The organism is Clostridium sp. 'White wine YQ' (genome assembly GCF_028728205.1).
GTDB lineage: Bacteria > Bacillota > Clostridia > Clostridiales > Clostridiaceae > Clostridium_T.
In genome coordinates this window covers 846,939-863,254 of the sequence record NZ_JAQYUU010000001.1, presented here as the reverse complement: position 1 = coordinate 863,254, position 16,316 = coordinate 846,939, and the positions used below count along the sequence as shown (strand labels likewise).

General features: G+C 30.5%; 17 protein-coding genes and 1 riboswitch. All 17 genes read right to left on the bottom strand.

Annotation, left to right across the window (positions count from 1 at the left end; translation table 11 throughout):
* Positions 1–17: 17 nt before the first annotated feature.
* Complete coding sequence (locus tag PTZ02_RS04220; protein WP_274226568.1) at positions 18–326, bottom strand: MGMT family protein; 309 nt, start codon at positions 324–326, stop codon at positions 18–20.
* Between the two features lie 219 nt (positions 327–545).
* Positions 546–1,718: a phosphoribosylaminoimidazolecarboxamide formyltransferase gene (locus PTZ02_RS04215; RefSeq protein ID WP_274226567.1), complete on the bottom strand. Its 1,173-nt coding sequence runs from the start codon at positions 1,716–1,718 to the stop codon at positions 546–548.
* Positions 1,719–1,764: 46 nt separating this feature from the next.
* A riboswitch (ZMP/ZTP riboswitch) is annotated at positions 1,765–1,844 on the bottom strand.
* A gap of 85 nt (positions 1,845–1,929) precedes the next feature.
* Positions 1,930–3,501 carry a hypothetical protein gene (locus PTZ02_RS04210; protein ID WP_274226566.1) on the bottom strand — a complete coding sequence of 524 codons (1,572 nt, stop codon included), beginning with the start codon at positions 3,499–3,501 and terminating at the stop codon, positions 1,930–1,932.
* A gap of 610 nt (positions 3,502–4,111) precedes the next feature.
* The gene (locus PTZ02_RS04205; protein WP_274226565.1) at positions 4,112–4,948 is read right to left on the bottom strand and encodes a helix-turn-helix domain-containing protein; all 837 of its coding nucleotides are present in this window, start codon (positions 4,946–4,948) and stop codon (positions 4,112–4,114) included.
* A 140-nt stretch (positions 4,949–5,088) separates the two neighbouring features.
* Positions 5,089–6,225: a DUF2812 domain-containing protein gene (locus tag PTZ02_RS04200; RefSeq protein WP_274226564.1), complete on the bottom strand. Its 1,137-nt coding sequence runs from the start codon at positions 6,223–6,225 to the stop codon at positions 5,089–5,091.
* Positions 6,212–6,556 (bottom strand): PadR family transcriptional regulator, encoded by a 345-nt coding sequence (locus PTZ02_RS04195; RefSeq protein WP_274226563.1) that lies wholly within the window; start codon positions 6,554–6,556, stop codon positions 6,212–6,214. The genes PTZ02_RS04200 and PTZ02_RS04195 overlap by 14 nt, the downstream gene beginning before the upstream one ends.
* Positions 6,557–6,730: 174 nt before the next feature.
* Positions 6,731–7,564, bottom strand: a complete 834-nt coding sequence (locus PTZ02_RS04190) for a class I SAM-dependent methyltransferase (protein WP_274226562.1) — start codon at positions 7,562–7,564, stop codon at positions 6,731–6,733.
* Positions 7,565–7,900: 336 nt separating this feature from the next.
* Complete coding sequence (locus PTZ02_RS04185; RefSeq protein WP_274226561.1) at positions 7,901–8,467, bottom strand: dihydrofolate reductase family protein; 567 nt, start codon at positions 8,465–8,467, stop codon at positions 7,901–7,903.
* A 72-nt stretch (positions 8,468–8,539) separates the two neighbouring features.
* Positions 8,540–9,385, bottom strand: a complete 846-nt coding sequence (locus PTZ02_RS04180) for a hypothetical protein (protein WP_274226560.1) — start codon at positions 9,383–9,385, stop codon at positions 8,540–8,542.
* 178 nt (positions 9,386–9,563) lie between these two features.
* Positions 9,564–10,262 (bottom strand): LiaF transmembrane domain-containing protein, encoded by a 699-nt coding sequence (locus PTZ02_RS04175; RefSeq protein ID WP_274226559.1) that lies wholly within the window; start codon positions 10,260–10,262, stop codon positions 9,564–9,566.
* A 1-nt stretch (position 10,263) separates the two neighbouring features.
* Positions 10,264–10,719: a LytTR family DNA-binding domain-containing protein gene (locus PTZ02_RS04170; protein ID WP_274226558.1), complete on the bottom strand. Its 456-nt coding sequence runs from the start codon at positions 10,717–10,719 to the stop codon at positions 10,264–10,266.
* 179 nt (positions 10,720–10,898) lie between these two features.
* Positions 10,899–11,762, bottom strand: a complete 864-nt coding sequence (locus PTZ02_RS04165; protein WP_274226557.1) for a DUF2268 domain-containing protein — start codon at positions 11,760–11,762, stop codon at positions 10,899–10,901.
* Positions 11,763–11,976: 214 nt separating this feature from the next.
* The gene (locus PTZ02_RS04160; RefSeq protein WP_274226556.1) at positions 11,977–12,318 is read right to left on the bottom strand and encodes a zinc ribbon domain-containing protein YjdM; all 342 of its coding nucleotides are present in this window, start codon (positions 12,316–12,318) and stop codon (positions 11,977–11,979) included.
* Positions 12,319–12,423: 105 nt separating this feature from the next.
* Positions 12,424–12,813 (bottom strand): dihydroxyacetone kinase phosphoryl donor subunit DhaM, encoded by a 390-nt coding sequence (dhaM, locus tag PTZ02_RS04155; RefSeq protein WP_274226555.1) that lies wholly within the window; start codon positions 12,811–12,813, stop codon positions 12,424–12,426.
* A gap of 49 nt (positions 12,814–12,862) precedes the next feature.
* Positions 12,863–13,492: a dihydroxyacetone kinase subunit DhaL gene (gene dhaL / locus PTZ02_RS04150; protein WP_274226554.1), complete on the bottom strand. Its 630-nt coding sequence runs from the start codon at positions 13,490–13,492 to the stop codon at positions 12,863–12,865.
* 18 nt (positions 13,493–13,510) lie between these two features.
* Entirely contained in the window at positions 13,511–14,509 is a 999-nt protein-coding gene (dhaK, locus tag PTZ02_RS04145) for a dihydroxyacetone kinase subunit DhaK (RefSeq protein WP_274226553.1), read from the bottom strand.
* 336 nt (positions 14,510–14,845) lie between these two features.
* A complete protein-coding gene (locus PTZ02_RS04140) occupies positions 14,846–16,216 on the bottom strand; it encodes an FAD-binding oxidoreductase (RefSeq protein WP_274226552.1) in 1,371 nt (456 codons plus the stop codon).
* Positions 16,217–16,316 lie beyond the last annotated feature (100 nt).

Here is a 16,316-nt window from a genome sequence, read left to right as displayed (position 1 = left end):
TACCTTACAACTCTAGCCTAACAATCCCACTTATTTTCCTTCATATCAACATGATTCTCATCTTTAAATGATACACCTTCTTCTAATAGCAGAAATCGCTGTTCCTGCCACCCTGGAACTAACCTTCCGGCATGATTTACCACACGATGACATGGATATCTCCCATAAAATTCTGCCTGGCTAAGAACCTTCCCCACAAGTCGTGCATTTTTATCTTTTCCAATAAGTCTGGCAATTTGTCCATATGTAGCTACTTTCCCTTCTGGGATTTCTTCCACAACGGAAAGTATTTCATAAATTAATTGTTCATTCATAATCTTTTTCATATATTCACCTGTGATACAAATCCTAACTAGGAGATATTGTGCTATTTTTGCACCATATTTTAATATTTTACCTTCTATTTTGGTGATATAATACTAACAAAAAATAAACATGGTGTCAAAATAAGAAAATTGATCGTGTCATAATGAATTGGTGGTGAGTGTGTTCCCCAAAAATGAAGTATGTATTATATTGATTATAACTCAACCTAGAAGGGAGTACTAATGATGAAACAAACGTGTTTTCGTAAACGCCATGGCTATATTATATTTATCACATGTTTCTATAACATTATCATCTCTTATTGATCCTCCTGCTTGAGCTATATAAGCTACTCCACTTTTTTTTGCACGTTCTATATTATCACCAAATGGGAAAAATGCATCTGACCCTAAAGATACATTCTTCAAATTTTTTAACCATTCTTTCTTTTCTTCCCTAGTTAATGGAATTGGTTTTTCAATAAAAGTATCTTCCCATAATCCATCAGATAATATATCCATATAATCATCTGATATATATACATCTATTGCATTATCTCTATCTACTCTTTTTATTTCTTGCTTAAAAGGAAGGTTTATAACCTTAGGATTTTGTCTTAAAAACCATGCATCAGCTTTATTTCCTGCAAGCCTTGTACAATGAATTCTAGATTGCTGTCCTGCCCCAATACCAATTACTTGTCCGTCTTTTACATAACATACAGAATTAGATTGAGTATATTTTAATGTAATTAAGGATATAATCAAATCTCTTTTTGCATTATCAGGTAGTGTTTTATTTTTTGTTGGCAAATCTTTTAATATATCTTCTGATATTTTGACATCATTTCGCTTTTGCTCAAAAGTTATCCCATAGACCTGTTTTGTTTCCATCTCCTCAGGAATATAATTTTCATCAATTTGAATTATTAAATAGTTACCTCTTCGTTTATTTTTTAATATCTCTAATGCATTTTTAGAATATGATGGTGCTATTATTCCATCTGAAACTTCACATGATAAAAATCTTGCTGTCTGCTCATCGCAAGTCTCAGATAGAGCCACAAAATCTCCATAGGATGACATTCTATCTGCACCTCTTGCTCTTACATATGCAGTAGCAATATCAGATAACTCTGAATCCATAGCAAAGTATGCTTTTTTTAATTCTTCAGTTAATTTAACTGCTACAGCGGCTCCAGTAGGACTAACATGTTTAAATGAAGCCGCAGCTGCAAGGCCTGTAGCATTTTTTAATTCTTTGACAAGTTGCCAGCTATTAAATGCATCCAATAGATTAATATAGCCAGCATTTCCATTAATTATCTTTATAGGAAGTTCCCCATCTTGTATGAAAATTCTAGATGGTTTTTGATTGGGATTACACCCATACTTTAGTTTTAATTCTTTCATTATGATTGTTACACTCCTTTTTAAACAATAAAAAGCCCACTATCTGGACTTTTGCCCAGACGGTCGGCTTATTACTTGTTATACTTCATGTGGTTTATTCCACTTCCGTCAGTCGTATAACCTCTATGTAAAAAATATCATTTTAATGTAAATTTGTCAAATAGTTCAACACTTTTATAATAATACTTCCTCTAATATAGACAAGTGACCTTTAGTCATCATATCCATAATATTCGTTAAGATCTGTACGCGACCAATTATAGTCACTAAAATCATTCTGATCCTCATCTCTATAATGAACCTTTTCTTCTATGTCTGTTTTATTAAGGAATAACATACTTTCAAATTCACAATATTCTTCACTATATTTAAATAGTTTTTCCAGTATAACTTCAGAATATTGTCTCAAATACTTATCGATTTCAAACTTATTACAAATTCTCTCTTCTACCTCTCCATTAGAGTCATAACTTTTAATCTTGCCCTCATTATGTAAATCAAATATAGGTACACCATACTCACCTATAAAAGAGGTGTTTTCATTAGATTGCACTAATTTAATTAATGGAAATGTCATATTGATAGTTCCACTAAATATATCTCCTACATGGTACAAATCATTTGTATATTCCTCATGGCATTTTTCTGTCATATCAATAGAAAGCCGTAATGTTTGACGATTTGCAAGTATTTGATGTAATGGTTCTTTAATATAAAAATTATCGCAATTTATTTTTTTATTAGCAAGAATATCATTTTCACTAATATTTATGGTAACTTTTTGTTTAATTATATTGTTTTTATAAGTTAGATTGCTTAAAATTAAATTTTGATATTTTTCAAATAGTTCTTTTTGATTAGTTACATGTATTTGCTCTGGATCAGAAGAATTATTTATTGATGTATTGTTTGTCCCATAATTTCCATATGATTTTATATATATATCCCCAAAATAATAAAATTCTAAAATATCATATATTCCATAAGGGCACCATTTATTTTCTTTTATATTAGGCTCAACAAATTCCTTCAATTTAAGCCTCATGGCGAAATCTTCGAATGTTATTTCTTCTTTTAGATTTTCAAATTTGCTATCATAAATTTTTATTACTACATAAGCACTTTTTTCAATAAAGTCTATGTTATCTAGGTTAAATCTTATTTTATAATTATCTGAAATTTCACTGCTTTCTGCTGTTTCTATTGCTACATCACTAGCTTTCTCAACTACTTCAACTAAATTACCATTGTCTCTTTTAGAATTAAGCGAAAAGAATAATATCGTACTCAACCCATCTACCTCTATGGACTCCGCTTCAGTCCATAAAATATCACTTTCACTTGCAACTATCTCTTGATTTAACTGATTGTCATCTAACCTTAAAAGATAATTCAATAAATCTTTTCCTTTAAAGTGACTACCTTTCTGGACACAATTAAAAATCAATTGTCCATTTATTGATGAAATACTCTCTGCATAATATGCATTACCATCTGAAAATTCAATAAATAATAGGCCTTCTAAATGATAAAGATTTACTTTTTGTAATACTTCTAATAAATCTTTTCCTGTCATTCTACCACTTTCTTTTGTCCTATAAATTTCTTTCTGTCCTTGTACTTTTGCATCCCTTTGCTGTTCTGGCATTTTCTCTAGTTTCTCCTTTTCGCTAATTTCGCTTAAACTTTTCAGTATAGCGACTGTAGCTCCTACACCTATTGCGTCTTTCGTACCATCAACAACTTTATCAATCTTTTTCCCAAGTTTTTTAAAGTATCCCATGTTTTTTCACTCCTATTATGCTGATATAAATTAAGTTCATTTATGGTCTTAGATTGTTTAAATAAATTTTTACAAAAGATATAAACTATTTGTTCAATATTAAATAGTTCATTGAACCCACAAGAAGTGATTCAACATCCGATTCCAATACCATTTTTAAAGAATTTTTCAAATAATAAAAATCATAATTTGACATATACCTACTACAAGAGTAATTGTAAGACTTTTTAAATCCTCAATAAATTTACATTCTTAAAACTATTTTCTATATAACACAAATTCATATGTAACATCTCTATTTTCATTTATAAACAATTATCTCTTCGCAACAAATTACAAAATCGTAATATGGAAAATTGATAATTTATTGTTATTATATAGTATTTTATCGGCTTATATCTAGTACTCTTTACTCTATTTTTGATATATATTCCCAATGATTTTCTCCCATTTCTGAGCGGAATACTTCGTAGTCCTTTTTAGCTGTTGATGTTATCTCCCCAGCAATCATGATACGGTTCACCTTTCATAATTTTAAAATTTTTTCAAAGAGTTAAACCCCTCGATATTTCTATCGAGGGTTCATTTAGGAACTACTTTAACTCTGTTTTTATTTTGCTACAGTCATAACATGATTAATAAAGAAATTAATTATATTTAAAGCTGAGTCTTTCATATTAGGATACTCTCTTTTAATTAAGGTTTTAACCTCTTGAGCTGATGTATCTAGTGGTAATGTATTCTCTCCTACTACTCTATTTCCTATGGCTATATGTCCAGATGCATAATCTCCAATTGCTATATCTGATGCCATGGCCGCTGCCCCTACAGCATATTTTCCAATAGCTAGTGCCCCAAAGGAAAATACTCCTATTGAAATTGCGCCAATTGAAATAATCCCTAGTGATATAGTTCCTACAGCTAACAATAATCCTATTGAGAAAAGTGCCAAGCTAATTAATCCAATAGATAAAAATCCAAAGCTTAAAAAACCAAAAGAGACAAATCCTAATGATAATATTCCATAAGATATGTTTCCTACAGCAACTATTCCTTTTGCCTTTTTGAATCCTCTTCCTATATTAATATGAACAAGTGGTAATCCAAATAATAATCTCTTACTTTTATATTCATATTCCAGTGAGCTTTTATTTACATTAATAACTACTTGTGAATTTTTATCACCTATTTTTACAGGTTCTTCCTTTTCATTTTGATAACTTTCCTTACTTTGTACAATATCAAAGTCATCCCCATCTTTAACTAAACTATCTATAGTTACATTATAAAGATCAGCTATAATTATTAATTTCTTTAAATCTGGTGTTGCTTGTCCAGACTCCCATTTTGAAATAGCCTGTCTTGATATTCCTAACCTTTCTGCAAGTTCTTCTTGAGATAGTCTATTCTTATTTCGTAAGAATTGTAATTTTTCAGCTAAGTTCATTCTCTTCACCTCAATAAGATTATATAAAATTCCCCTTTTTTAATCTACCAACTGATATTTTCTTTTTGTAAACTGGTGGTTGCACCCTAGTGTTCATGAGGTTTTGTCGTAGCCTATTATTAAAAATAATATTTTTTCACTTACTTACCATATTTAATATATCTATCTGTTATGTCGGCATTATCTTTATTATATAGTTTAATTTGTTTTACCTTATTACCTTGCTTTTGAATAATCATAAGGGATTTATCCTCTCCTATAAAGTTATCTCTCATAATTTCATCACTAGTTCCATCATCGTAAGTTATAATTAATTTTTTAATTTCGTCATTTTCATCCTTACCATATATTACTGAATACTTAGTCTCACCTAAGATTAAATAATCTTTAATGATAAACTCCTTTGAAGGCAATCCTCCGCTAAAATCCGTTATTACCTTATATCTATTTAATAATACTTTTTCTAATGCAATTATACCAATTCTCTCATTGCTTCCGTATAAACAGACTCTATAGTTACCCATATCACGTGATTCAATGTAATCTATTTTTTTCATTGGATATAACGAAGTCCTATCATATTTCAATATTTTAGCTTTAATAGCTTTTTCAGAGCCACTAACAGTATATATATTTGTTAATGTACTAGCCCAAATAACACAAATTAAAATTGGAGCTATTAACAAAGATACTGAAGAATATACTTTTCTTAGATCATTTTTAGAATAATACTCTATACCTGTACTTCTTTTCAGCTTTCGCTTTAATATTATATAGGAGTTTATAAACCTTACTAAAATAAATGATAATAGTAATATAGTAATTAATATTAAACTTATTGCTCCATATCTAGCATTTTGTAGAAAACTCAAGCTAAAAATGGAAACAAATTGAAGCCCATAAGCTATTAAAAATAATATTAGCCATTTACGAAGAAATATAATTTGTTCCATAGGTTCATTATAAATATCCGGCTCATTCTTATAACTAGCTGCGTCACCAACATATCTAAAATATTTAAAAAACCTTATTTTATATATAAATTCCCATCCACTTTCACTAAACAAATCGTAATATTCGTCTAAATCATTAATGTTTTTATTGAAATCAATTTTATATATGGTATCAGTACATGGTCCTTTTATAAATGTATAAACTCCTAAGTAATTTACCTTCTCAAAAAACCAACCTTTATTAGCCATCTCTCTAAGCCAATTCTCTTCTTTCTCTAAATCAAAAATGTAGAATAATTTAAATACTTTTTTAGTCCTCCTCAAAATTAACACTCCTTAGCATTTTTTTTGACTCTATAACTAAAGTCTCTAACCTTTTAAACTCTAATTTAACTACTTCTCTTCCTAATTCAGTTAGAATGTAATTCTTTTTTCTGTCTGCCACTAATGAATTATCCATAGCTTCAATCAGATTATCCTTTGCTAATTTTGATAGAGCACCATATAATGTACCTGGTGCAAGTACTATTCTTGAGTTCGTCATTTTCTCTACATTTTGCATTATTCCATAACCATGAAGAGGGTTCCACAATGATGTAAGAATTAGATAAGTTGTTTCTGTTAATGGTAGAAAGCTCTCTGCCGTCTTTTTCATAAATACACCACCAAATCTATTACGTACTTCTATATATCGTTTCTCTATATATCGTACTTCTATATATCGTATGTCTATATATTACTCCATATATTACCAAATGTAAATATATTCCTATTAAATTTATTAAAACTTAATAAAAAAGTAGCCTTACTCAGACTACTTTCATTTATACTACTTCTCTGCTATAACTGTAAGCCATTCACTATCTTCTTCAATATCATTGGAATATAAACCACTTATAACATTAACTTTGCTAAATCCATTTTCTAAAACTATTTCTTTAATAGTATCTATATTATAATCATGAAACCAATTCCTATAAACTTTTATCTCTGCATTATCTATCACTATAAATTGATCCAGCCAAATGTTATCACTATATCCAAATCCATCCTCAAAAACAATATGTGCTTCTCCTCTCCAGAATCCACATTCACTTACATACCAATTTTTATTTAATCCATTTATTCTTCTATGAACTGGTGTAGTCACATCAAAAATGAATAATCCTCCCGGCTTTAAAGCATTTTTAACCTTATCAAATAATAGATTTCTCTCTACATCCGAAAAAGTATTTATTTCACCATAGACTTGCATTACAGTATCATATTTTTCATTATAATTAATATTAAACATATCTTCACATCTATACTCTATATTAAGCCCTTGTTTATTTGCACTTTCTTTAGCATAATTAATTGAATTATTTGAGAAATCTATTCCTGTTACTTTATATCCATTCCTACATAATTCTTCAGCATATAACCCCGGTCCACAACCTAAATCTAATATTTGACCACTCTCATTAATAATCTCTTTTAAAAAAGTCACTGTCTTTTTAATTTTTTCAATATTCCTTGACGCTCTATCAGATTTATAATCTAAATGGGCCTTAAGCATTTGCTTTGAAATATATGGTTCAGTCCAGATATTCCCTGTTCCTTTTTCAAATAAGTTGGGTCTTTTACTTAATTTCGCTATTTCATTTATGATATTTCTTTTCATAATATTTTCTAAACTCCTTTTTATATATTTCTCTGTAATAGTAGAATATTTTTAAAATAAAAAAAGCTATAGATTTACTCTATAGCTTCATAAAATGATACATTTATTGCTTAGAGAGTAAAGATAAAATCATATAATAATAAATTGGCAACACAAAAAAACTATTATAAAAACAGCTTATACCAAAATATTTACTTATTGATTTTATTTTACTTCTCCGTGCCTACTTATGTTTTATGATTACTTAACACTAAGTTAGCCGAATAAATTACCACCTTTCATATTCATACTATTACATTAATACTATATCAAATTTCCATTATATTGTAAATATACTTAGATAAGAGAATGATAGCAGAGCTGAACAACACCTGAAGAAAACTTCTTAGTACTAATAAGCTTTAGACCTGATCTCTGCTTTATATCATTAAACAGAGGTTTCCCCTCTCCTAAAATGATAGGATGGATAGATAATCTATATTCATCAACTAGCCCTAAATTTAAAAAAGTTGTTATAAGACTTGCTCCTCCATAAAGCCAAATATCTTTACCTGGCTCATTCTTTATTTCTTTTACTTTTTCTACAATATTGCTACTTATTAGATTCGCACCATTATACTCTTTGTCAGATGTTTTTGAAAATACATATTTCTTCTTGCTATGTACTAAATCCCAAATTTCTTTTTCAGTATCTGATACTCCATCTTCTGGAACATATTGTCCCCATAATTCATAACTTTTACGTCCATATAAAATTGTATCAATATTATTTAAGAAATCAGTAAAGCCCATATCATTGTCCATAATACACCAATCAACTTCACCATTTGGCCCTTCAATAAATCCATCTAATGTCACGGCTAAATCTAAAATTATTCTTCTACCATTTCCAGAACTTAACATAGCATTTATCCTCCTCTTCAAAATAATATATTATGAATCGTATATATATACTAGATTATTATCTATATGTAATTATTCATCATATCCAATGGCAAAGCCTTCTTCAAAAGATTTTTGAGTTCCAATTGAAAAGCACTCAGCAATCTTTTTAGAAAATAATCCCTTGGCTTCTTCTTGCATACTAAGTACAGTCTTTATCATATGTTTATTGGCGTTATCAATATATTGCTCTTCCTCTCCATATTTTTTCATTCTACCTATTATGTACCCTTTTGCAAAAACTTCTCTTGCATAAAACATAACATACTTCTCCATAAATGGGCTTTGTTTTACTGCTTGGTAATCATGATCTGATATATTAGCATGATGTGATAATGCATTTCCCACTGTATATAAGATTTTATTAACTGCCTCATTATAATTTTCATTAATACGAGCTTCAATGCTTATTCTTGTAGTAGATAAAATGCCTTTGTTTTGGCAGTACTCAATTAAATCTTCAGCCAATAATTCCATACTTGGAATTAACCTATCAGTACCACTTCCAGCTAAATATCCATAATACTTAAGAAGAACTCTATTAATCATTTGAATTTTATCTTTTTCATTTTTATCTATGTATCCATTAAATATTAACGCAATAACATTAGTCATGTTTTTATTAATACATAAGGATTCTTTTGTAATGTCTTTAGGCTTATTTTCAGAATTTAATATTAAACTAACTTCTTTAGCTAAGCTTTCAAAAACATGTTTTTTTTCATCCTCACTAGATACATGAATTTGACTTTTTTCATCTACAAACTTTTTACCAAGACTATTTAATTGTTTCGATAATGTATCAGATAATTCTCCTATTGTTTTCCCATATTTATCAGGAGAATAATAAAACTTAAAAAAATTCTTTATAATACTCATAAGCATACCCCTATCTAATTATTTGCTGGTATATTATAACACAAATTAGAATTAATAATAATTATTTTAAATCTCCCCATATGAAAAACCGCAGAATTATATAGATATTCTTATTGTTAAAGAAAAAAGAGACCATTGCATTTGCAAAAGCCTCTTTTAGCTTAGTATTTATACATTTTTAGATATAAATTATTTCCACTCCTGAAAACTTGATATCACCAACTACAGTTAAAGTACTTGTAGTTATTTTATCATTTTTATTCTTTTCACTAAGAGAGCCTAGGAAACCACTAGTTCTATCCTCTACGTTCCAAGTTTTTGGCACATATAATTCAACTCCAGAAAAAGAAGCATCAATTCTAACTACTGCATTACCGTTACGTATAGTTGCGTTATCAAAATACACCTTCAAAGATCCAAAAGAACAATTAAAATCTGCTTGTTCGAAATTATCTGAGTTTATATATTTTATAGTAGAATTAAATGAACTTCCATATTTAACATGACTTTCATCTTCTACTTCAATTTTTTCAAACTTATAGTCATCCCAATGATGCCTATTGTGAATCCATCCAGCACGTTTATGAAAAATCATAGAAAGACCAACACTTCCTAGTAATGCTGCAAATAATACAGTCCATGGAGTAATACTTGTAATTCCCAATTGGTCATCATATATTATACTGATAAACGCTAATGGAAATAAAATGCCTGGAAAATTCATACGAGTTAAGCTTTTAATAATAATTACTACTAAAAATACTGTTAATAATAAACTAAATACATTTATATCAGGGAAGTATCCTAGCTTACTTACAATTAAAAAAACTCCGCATAGTATAAATACTAATCCCCAAAAAATTCTTTCTCTTTTCATATCATTTCCTCTTTTCTAATAATTTAATTTTTAATGGTTTGTAGTAATATCTTGAAACATATACCTGCTTATGGGTATTTTGAAATTCAACCTTACTTGATGATGATATACTGCGTGTTATGGAGTAAATATGATTTGTATTCAGAATTGTGGATTTTGAAACTCTCATAAAATATCCAGGTAAGAATTCTTCAAGTTCATAAAGTTTATATTTCACATTGTATATATTGTCAACGGTATGAGCACAAATATAACTTTCTTCTGTTTCAAAGAATAAAATCTCATCTAAGGAAAGATAGTATTCTGTATCTCCTTTATAGAAAGTTATATTCTTATTTTGTGACAATATATCGTTAAGCGAAACTTGAATATTCTTAACTTCATCATTCAGTTCACTGCATCTAATGATAACTTCATTTTCTTCAATTTTATTATCTACTTCTATTCGTATCTTCATATTTTCACTCCCCACATTTTTTATTATATGGACTGTTTTCCCCCTTGTAAATATAACTTAAGCAAGTGGTTATTTATTGCTTGTAAGAGGTATGTTTTTTATACAGATATTGCACTAGGCCATTACATATTATTGTGAAAAATAAAGAACTCACTATTATATAGTGAGTTCTTTATTAATTAAACTTCAAAATAACCTGATGCCCTCATAATTTCATTTCCATCTATTATTGTAGCCTTTTCTATTGAAACTCCAGTTTTTCTTAAATATGCCTGTACTGCGTGATATCCCACCGCATAACCTCCACAAAATGGCATGTCAAAATCCATAGTTTCAGGCATCATTGGGTGCTTTCCAAAGATATATTTACGTACTTCCATAAAGCCTTTAACATCAAGTGCTTTTGAAGTTATACTTCTTGCTTTTTCTAAATCAGTACCTTGTAGACCCGTTACCCAAAGACCGATAAACTCTTCACCATACAAACTAGCCGCAAAGCTTTCAGCCAATCCTTCAACTGCAAGGTACTTTCCAACTGTTACATCAGTCATAAAGTTCCATTTCGCATTATAGAAAAGAACGTTATGATGAAATTCATGAGCTACACATGCATTTAACTTTGGTAGGTTCTTTTCATTAGGATCAATTATTATTTGTATAAAACCAGGTATAGAACCCATACCTGTATACCCTTCCACGTTAGCTAAAAATTCCGGATTTCCTAAAAAGATTCCTACTACAACTTTTTCAGGTAATGGAATAGAAGCTTTTTCAAAGTGCTCTACTGCTGTTTCCATAGCTTTTCTTGCATTATTCCAAGCGTCTGCCTTTTCAAGCTTTTCTAACATCTCTATTATCTTTGAGTCGCGGCCAAATAACTCTATACACCCCATTGCCTCAGGTGTCTTTGGCATATGCATTTTATCAAACATTGGATTAAAAGGTTTTACTAATTCTCTGCTAAAGAAATCTCTTCTCTCTCCTTCTGCTAAATTAAGCATTTGTTTATATAAACTTAAAGTATCCTGTATTATTATTTTCATTAAAATCATCTCCTTATAATTCATTTGAAACTGTGATATCACTTATTACAATTTCGATTATAAAGTATGACGTCGCGTGAAGGTCAACAAGAAAATTAATTTATTTTTTTCCTTTATGGATGGCTTCAACGCTACAACATTTAACTAATTATCCTAAATATATAAACAAGCAAAACCCCTGGACATTTCTGTCCAGGGGTTGATTCGTCTACCTTTATATCTTTTTAACAAATTCAGACTTCAGTTGCATAGCACCAAAACCGTCAATTTTACAATCAATATTATGATCTCCATCAACTAGACGTATATTTTTTACCTTTGTTCCCATTTTTATAGCTGATGAACTTCCTTTAACTTTTAGATCTTTAATTACTGTTACAGAATCACCATCACTTAGGATATTTCCATTAGAATCTTTCACAATATTTTTATCTTCACTATTTTCAGTTTCTATTTCTAAATTCCATTCATGTCCACATTCTGGGCAAATAAACAGACCTCTATCTTCATATGTATATTCTGAATTACATTTTGGGCAACTTGGTACATTACTCATTCATTCATTCCTCCTACGTTTTGTTACCTAAGGCATATAATTTTTTACATGCTTAAACATACTATCATAGTTTTGAAATATTTACAAACCTTGACCTTACTTACCTTAAGGCATTTTACCTAAATCCATAGGTTGTAAGGCTTCTTGTATTTCAATTAAAGTTTTATCCAAGCTACTTTCAACAGCAGCTGTTACTGCTCCTTCTACGATAGGACAATCTATTATTTTTACTTTATCTATCATTTCAGTATCTAAAAATTCTATAGCCATTTCAGCATTCATAAAAGCACTGCCTAAGTCAAAAATTATAATTACCCCATCTTCTGTATAAACTCTTTCTATTCCATTCATTATTTTTTCAATATCTGTACCTATACTTCCGTCATATGCTCCTCCAGCTGCCGCAATAGGTACATTAGGTACCATTTGCTCAACTAACTCTTTTACCCCTTTTGCTATATTTTCACTATGTGAAACTATTACTAACCCTACCATGTATACTCTCCTTTTTGAAGTTATCTAAACATGATTAATACAAAAATTTTTAATTAAATGCTTGGTATATAGTCTCTAGCATTATAGCAGATGAAGTAGCTCCAGCATCTTGGTGTCCTATACTTCTAAGACCTAAGTAACTAGCTCTCCCTTTTTTTGCTATAATATCCTTAGTATGTTCAACACCTTTAAATGCTGCTTCCTTAGCCAATCTAAGTACCTCTTTTGCTTCAAGTTCTTTTGATATTCCTTCCCTCACAGCTTTCAAAGCAGGTTCTAGTGCATCTATCATAGTTTTATCCTCTGCTTCACTTCTGCCCCTCATCTTTATACCCTCAAGGGCATAATATAGCATCTCTCCAAAATCATTTATATCTATTTCTGTTTTCCCACTTACACATCCAGCCGCTTTCATAAAAGCTGTCCCATATAAAGGCCCTGATGCACCTCCTACATTAGTAACTAATGCCATTCCAGTCTTCTTTAAAATACCTGCAATATCCTGTCCATCATCCTCTTTTAGTTTTTCTACCACAGCCTTAAATCCTTTACACATATTTAAGCCATGATCTCCATCTCCAATAGCTGCATCTAATTCTGAAAGATAAGCCTTATTTTCTTCCAACTTTATATTTATTTTTTCTAATACCTCTATAACCTTTTTCCCATCTATACTCATAACATATATTCCTCCACCTTATATACTTTTAAAAGCTGGTGTATCTGCGGTCGCATCTAGTAGTTCCTTTAATTCACTATCAAGCTTTAATATAGTTATAGAAAAGCCAGCCATCTCTAGTGATGTCATAAATTCTCCTACAAATGTTTTATGAGTCTTTATACCTTTTCCTTCTAGTATTTCATTTACCTTTTTATTAACAATATATAATTCCATAAGTGGAGTTGATGCTAACCCATTAACCATTACTGCAACTTCTTCTCCTTTATTTAGCGGAGAATCTTCTAAAATTTTATTTACTAAGTGTTCCGCAATTTCATCAGAAGATTTTATTTTCTCTCTATGAGTCCCAGGTTCCCCATGTATCCCCATTCCAATTTCCATTTCCTCTTCACCTAAAGTAAAGTTTGGTTTACCTGCTGCTGGGACTATACATGAAGAAATCGCCATTCCCATACTTCTTACATTTGCTATTACCTTTTCTGCAACTTCTGTAACTTCATCTAAAGAAGCTCCAGTTTCAGCCTTTGCTCCTGCTATCTTGTGCACGAATATTGTGCCTGCTATTCCTCTTCTTCCAGCTGTATAGGTGCTGTTTTCTACTGCTACATCATCATTAACTACGACAGCGTTTACATTTATCCCCTCCATTTCAGCCATTTCCTTTGCCATCTCGAAATTCATTATATCTCCAGTGTAATTCTTAATTATAAGTAAAACTCCTTTTCCTGAATCAGTAGCTTTTATAGCTTCATATACTTGGTCAGGTGTAGGTGACGTAAATACTGCTCCTGCAACTGCTGCGTCAAGCATTCCCTTTCCTACATATCCTCCATGTGCAGGTTCATGACCACTTCCTCCTCCACTAACTAATGCTACCTTACCGTTAGCAGTTCTATTTACTCTAACTAATACATCTGCATTTTCTAATTTCTTTATATATTGTGGATGAGCTGCAACCATTCCTTTTAGCATGTCCTCAACTACTAAGTCCGGATTGTTTATAATTTTTTTCATTAAACCCTTCCTCCCTTTAAATATAAAAAATTAATTATAAATAAATTAGAAATCTAATTATTCACCTTATATTTCATATAACCCTTAAAATCTCTCTTTAATATTATTGTATTCACTTTATTAAACTTAAATTATTAACTCCTTAATTATTTCAAACATAAAATCACCTCAAAATATAATATGAGGTGATTTTAATTAATATTACTTATGTAACTTTATCAACTTATTTTTTATATTAACCAATAAAGAATTAAGTAACGTGCGATTTTAAATATCGCACGCTTTACTACATTTTATAAAATAACTATCCGTCTTAATAAAAATCAATTGTTGCTATTACTTATAATCCTTATGGCATTTATCACAATCAGGTGGTATCGGAATACTCTGTACAAAATGAAAAATGTTTTCTGGATCATATTTTGCTTTAACTTTCTTAAGCCTAGCAAAATTATCACCATAATATTCCTGACCATAATTCTTTATTCCTAAGTCTGGTACATTGACGTATGAGCCAGTTACATAAGGTCTTAATTGTTCCCGTGTTTGTTGGACAAGCTCAATATTCTTTTGTGTTTCACATGGATCAGTCCATGAGGCATCCCACTCCAAATAATATTTAGTATTGCGCCAGAAAAAAGCCGTAGCCTGTGGAGGTACCTGGTTCATTGCTCCTCCAGAGTTTAAGAAAAAGAAATTAGATTCGCTTCCTCTTGCTTTTTCTAAAAAGTTTCGTATTGCATTAATTCCATCATCAGGAAGCATTTGTTCTACCCAAGAAGAAGACCAGGTAGTGTTTTGATTGTCAAATAGAGGTTCATTCGGAGCCCAAAAATCTATCGCCTCTAGTAGTGAAACCTCATCAACAAACACCTTTACAGGAGATCCTACATCTGTCAAAGTTGTTATCAATTTCTCCAGTTCTTCTTTTGGACCAAGGAATATACCCTGTGAACGTAGAAGTCCATTGGTTTTTGAATATATCTCTAATATTGTACCAAGTCTTTTATCTACAGAAGGAGACCATCTTTGCCAAGCATCTATAACTTCATTCAATTGCTCCCATGGCCATATTATTTGAAATATTCCAACTTTAAATGGTGCTGGACGCACTTTAAAAGTGTAGGAAGTAATAATTCCGAAGTTTCCTCCTCCACCTCCGCGAATTGCCCATAACAAATCAGAATTTTCATCTTCACTAACATTTAGAATATCACCATTGGCATCAACTAAAGTAGCTGATAGAATATTGTCTGATATAACTCCTGCTGTTCTCTGGATTGCAGTAATTCCTCCACCAGTACTTATGCCTCCTATACCAACTGTTGAACTATCTCCAAATGGAGCCAAGATTCCTATCTGTGCAAGCATCCTTACAAGTGCTCCTACACGTATTCCTGCTTCAACAGTAGCAATTCCTAATGACTTATCTAGTTCAACCTTTCTCATTAAACTGGTATCTATTACTATGCCTCCGTTTGTTTGCGAAAAATCTTTTGCCAAAGCATGCCTACCACTTCTCATACGAATGGGCACATTATTCTCACGAGCCCATCTTACGGCATTTACAACATCTTCATTCTGCTGTGCGAATACAAATACAATGGGGTATGCATTGGTAAATGGATTCCAGTTCATACGAGCTCGCTGGTATCCTGGATCATTAGGATATATTACTCTTCCCGTTAACTTTGTCTTTTGTTTCATTCAATCACCCTCTATTTTGAATTATTCTATCTTGATATCAAATAATCGACTAACTAAAGTTACCTTATGTTATATAATATGGCCTTTAATTAGTTTAGTT

What these genes read in the sequence shown, in the direction of transcription:
- PTZ02_RS04185 (WP_274226561.1), bottom strand. Translation starts at nt 8,467, where the DNA reads ATGTTAAGTTCTGGAAATGGTAGAAGAATAATTTTAGATTTAGCCGTG.
- PTZ02_RS04210 (WP_274226566.1), bottom strand. Translation starts at nt 3,501, where the DNA reads ATGGGATACTTTAAAAAACTTGGGAAAAAGATTGATAAAGTTGTTGAT.
- PTZ02_RS04170 (WP_274226558.1), bottom strand. Translation starts at nt 10,719, where the DNA reads ATGAAGATACGAATAGAAGTAGATAATAAAATTGAAGAAAATGAAGTT.
- PTZ02_RS04180 (WP_274226560.1), bottom strand. Translation starts at nt 9,385, where the DNA reads ATGAGTATTATAAAGAATTTTTTTAAGTTTTATTATTCTCCTGATAAA.
- PTZ02_RS04175 (WP_274226559.1), bottom strand. Translation starts at nt 10,262, where the DNA reads ATGAAAAGAGAAAGAATTTTTTGGGGATTAGTATTTATACTATGCGGA.
- PTZ02_RS04140 (WP_274226552.1), bottom strand. Translation starts at nt 16,216, where the DNA reads ATGAAACAAAAGACAAAGTTAACGGGAAGAGTAATATATCCTAATGAT.
- PTZ02_RS04220 (WP_274226568.1), bottom strand. Translation starts at nt 326, where the DNA reads ATGAAAAAGATTATGAATGAACAATTAATTTATGAAATACTTTCCGTT.
- PTZ02_RS04190 (WP_274226562.1), bottom strand. Translation starts at nt 7,564, where the DNA reads ATGAAAAGAAATATCATAAATGAAATAGCGAAATTAAGTAAAAGACCC.
- PTZ02_RS04165 (WP_274226557.1), bottom strand. Translation starts at nt 11,762, where the DNA reads ATGAAAATAATAATACAGGATACTTTAAGTTTATATAAACAAATGCTT.
- dhaK (WP_274226553.1), bottom strand. Translation starts at nt 14,509, where the DNA reads ATGAAAAAAATTATAAACAATCCGGACTTAGTAGTTGAGGACATGCTA.
- PTZ02_RS04205 (WP_274226565.1), bottom strand. Translation starts at nt 4,948, where the DNA reads ATGAACTTAGCTGAAAAATTACAATTCTTACGAAATAAGAATAGACTA.
- PTZ02_RS04160 (WP_274226556.1), bottom strand. Translation starts at nt 12,318, where the DNA reads ATGAGTAATGTACCAAGTTGCCCAAAATGTAATTCAGAATATACATAT.
- dhaM (WP_274226555.1), bottom strand. Translation starts at nt 12,813, where the DNA reads ATGGTAGGGTTAGTAATAGTTTCACATAGTGAAAATATAGCAAAAGGG.
- dhaL (WP_274226554.1), bottom strand. Translation starts at nt 13,492, where the DNA reads ATGAGTATAGATGGGAAAAAGGTTATAGAGGTATTAGAAAAAATAAAT.
- PTZ02_RS04195 (WP_274226563.1), bottom strand. Translation starts at nt 6,556, where the DNA reads ATGAAAAAGACGGCAGAGAGCTTTCTACCATTAACAGAAACAACTTAT.
- PTZ02_RS04215 (WP_274226567.1), bottom strand. Translation starts at nt 1,718, where the DNA reads ATGAAAGAATTAAAACTAAAGTATGGGTGTAATCCCAATCAAAAACCA.